This window comes from Mesorhizobium sp. M7A.F.Ca.CA.002.04.1.1, assembly GCF_004022805.1.
Lineage (GTDB): Bacteria > Pseudomonadota > Alphaproteobacteria > Rhizobiales > Rhizobiaceae > Mesorhizobium > Mesorhizobium ciceri.
Map to the genome: position 1 here is coordinate 1 of NZ_RZPL01000752.1, position 2,666 is coordinate 2,666.

Annotated in this window: 4 protein-coding genes; 1 reads left to right on the plus strand and 3 read right to left on the minus strand. The window is 64.5% G+C overall.

All coding sequences use genetic code 11. The features are described 5' to 3' along the window. Positions 1 to 263, minus strand: a 263-nt coding sequence (locus tag ENZ75_RS27855; protein ID WP_128278472.1) for a carboxymuconolactone decarboxylase family protein, incomplete at its 3' end; no start/stop codon positions are given. Continuing rightward, complete coding sequence (pcaD, locus tag ENZ75_RS27860) at positions 256 to 1,065, minus strand: 3-oxoadipate enol-lactonase (RefSeq protein ID WP_063167581.1); 810 nt, start codon at positions 1,063 to 1,065, stop codon at positions 256 to 258. The genes pcaD and ENZ75_RS27855, both read right to left, overlap by 8 nt. 93 nt (positions 1,066 to 1,158) lie before the next feature. Here pcaD and pcaQ point away from each other — a divergent pair, with 93 nt between their 5' ends. After that, a complete protein-coding gene (gene pcaQ / locus ENZ75_RS27865; RefSeq protein WP_063167580.1) occupies positions 1,159 to 2,076 on the plus strand; it encodes a pca operon transcription factor PcaQ in 918 nt (305 codons plus the stop codon). A gap of 18 nt (positions 2,077 to 2,094) precedes the next feature. Here pcaQ and ENZ75_RS27870 read toward each other — a convergent pair. Continuing rightward, the coding region (locus tag ENZ75_RS27870) for an aldose 1-epimerase (RefSeq protein WP_164888052.1) at positions 2,095 to 2,666 on the minus strand (572 nt) is incomplete at its 5' end.

A 2,666-nucleotide genomic window follows, 5' to 3' on the forward strand; every position in this document is an offset into this window, starting at 1 on the left:
GTGGCGCGCACATGCATAGCAACCTCCTCATCATGGCCGAGTGCGGCCAGCAGCGCCAGCGTGACGATCGAACGCTCACGCCTGGTCAAGCCCGGCCGCGCCCACACGGTTCCCCAGGCGGCCTCGGTGATCAACTCCTGGAAAGGCTGGTCGAAATCGGTGGCGGCGACCTCGGCGCGGTCGACATGGCGGTCACCAAGCACCGAGCGCCGCACCGCGAGGCCGGTGCGATATCTGGTTGCGTTGCCGGGGACTTCATCCATGGGTTTCTGCTCCAGGGGCAAGCGACGCGATAAAGCCGCGGATCAGGGCGGTGAGCGCTTCAGGCTGTTCGACGCAAGGAATGTGTCCAGCGTCGCGGATGATTTCGAAGCGCGCGCCGGGGATCAGCGCGGCCAGCGAGCGGACGAGATCGGGAGGTGTCGAGCCATCCTGGTCGCCGGCGACGCAGAGCGTCGGCACCGCGATGCGGCGTGCAGCATCGGTGAAATCGGCATCGCGAACGGCCGCGCAAGTCCCTACGTAACCTGCAAGCGCTTGCCTCGTCATCATGTTCCAGTAACCGTCGAGCTCGGCCTGACGCGCCGCGTGGAAGGCGGGGGTGAACCACACTTTGAGCACGCCATCGGCAATCGCCTGGATGCCCTTGCTTTCGACGGTCGCGATGCGTGTGTTCCAGCTGTCTGTCGTGCCGATCTTGTGTGCCGTATCGCAAAGGATCAGGCCTTCGACGATTTCAGGCCGCCTGGCATAGAGCCCCTGCGCGATCATGCCGCCGACCGACAGGCCGCACAGCACGACCTTGCTCAAGCCGAAATGATCGATGAGCGCCGAGAGGTCATCGACGTGATCGTCGATCGACCTGATGTCGCCGATGTCGGACAGTCCGTGGCCGCGCTTGTCATACACCAGCAGCGGCATTTCACCATCGAACGTCGAGACAATTTCGTCCCAGATCCGGAAGTCGGTGCCGAGCGAATTGATGAATATGATTGGGCGCGCATTGCCGGTCGCCTTGATGTGGCGATGGTGCAGCGTGATGCCGCCGATGGTGACGAATGGCACGGTTTCGATCCTCCGCCCTCACATTGCACAAGGCGTTTGGTTCGGTAAAATGATATTTTTTGGCGTTTCATTAACTCAGGGGTTATCGAATCCATGTCCGAGAGCCGCATTCGGTTCCGTCACCTGCAGGCATTCCTGGAAGTTGCGCGGCAGGGGAGCGTGGCGCGAGCGGCTGACTTGCTGCATGTCAGCCCGCCGGCCGTGACCAAGACATTGCGCGAACTGGAAGAGGCGCTGGGGGTTGCGGTGGTGGAGCGCGACGGCCGCGGCATCCGACTGACGCGCATCGGCGAGATCTTCCTTCGCCACGCCGCCATGGCGATCACGGCGCTCAAGCAAGGCGTCGATTCCGTCCGCCAGGACGGAGCGGTCAACCGGCACCCGATCCGCATCGGCGCGCTGCCGACGGTGTCGGCGCGGGTGATGCCGCTTGCCATGAGCCTGTTCCTCAAAGAGAGCACCGGTGCGGCGATCAAGATCGTCACCGGCGAGAACGCGGTGCTGCTCGAACAGTTGCGCACCGGCGCGCTCGATCTCGTCGTCGGACGGTTGGCGGCGCCGGAGAACATGACCGGCTTCTTCTTCGAGCATCTCTACTCCGAACAGGTGCTGTTCGTGGTGCGGGCGCGACATCCGCTGCTTGAGCCCGGACAGGACGTGTTCGCGCGGCTCGACGAGTTCCCGGCGCTGATGCCGACACGGGAATCGGTCATCCGCCCTTTCGTCGACCGCCTGTTCATCACCAGCGGCATGACGGCGCCGGCAACCGAGATCGAAACCGTCTCGGACTCCTTCGGCCGCGCCTTCCTGCGGCAGAGCGATGCGGTTTGGATCATTTCGGCCGGTGTCGTCGCCAATGAACTCGGCAGTGGCGCCTTCGTCGCCCTGCCGGTCAACACCGAGGAAACCAAGGGACCGGTCGGCCTGACGATGCGGACCGACACGGCGCCCTCGCCGGCCTTCTCCATCCTGTTGCAGACCATCCGCGAAGCGGCGAGGCAAAGCAGTTGATGCGGCTCAGACTGGCGATCAGATCTCCCGCGAAGGCGTGAAGCGAACGCTTGCGGACCGCATGTGCCCGGGCGCCAGTACGATACAGCCGGCCTCGATGCCCGTGTCAGCCCTGCGGTTGAAGGCATCGGTGATGTTGCTGACCGGTTCGGCGCAAAAGAACGGCTCGCCGGGCGGCGTGTAGAGGACAAGGAAATCGAGTGGCGCCTCGGCCTCGATGTCCAGTTGCCGTCCATGCTCCGGCCAGGAGATCCGGGCGCGGCGCGACCATCCGGTGAAGACCGTGTCGAAGTCCGTCTCCGACACGTCGAAGCCCGTGGTCGGGTTGGAGCCTGCAGGCGGCAGGACGTGCCGGGTGGGCAGGATTTCCGCGTCGGTCTCCCACATGCCGGACACCCGCGCCTGGACATGCGTCCACGGTGTCGATGGGAAATAGGGATGCAGGCCGAGCCCGGCCGGCATCGGCGCGTCCGACAGGTTGCGCAGCGAGATGGCGGTGATCAGGCTGCCATTGACCAGCGAGATCTCTTGCCTTGCCTCATAGCTCCACGGCCAGGAATCGGCGGCATGGCGATAGGATAGGACAGTGG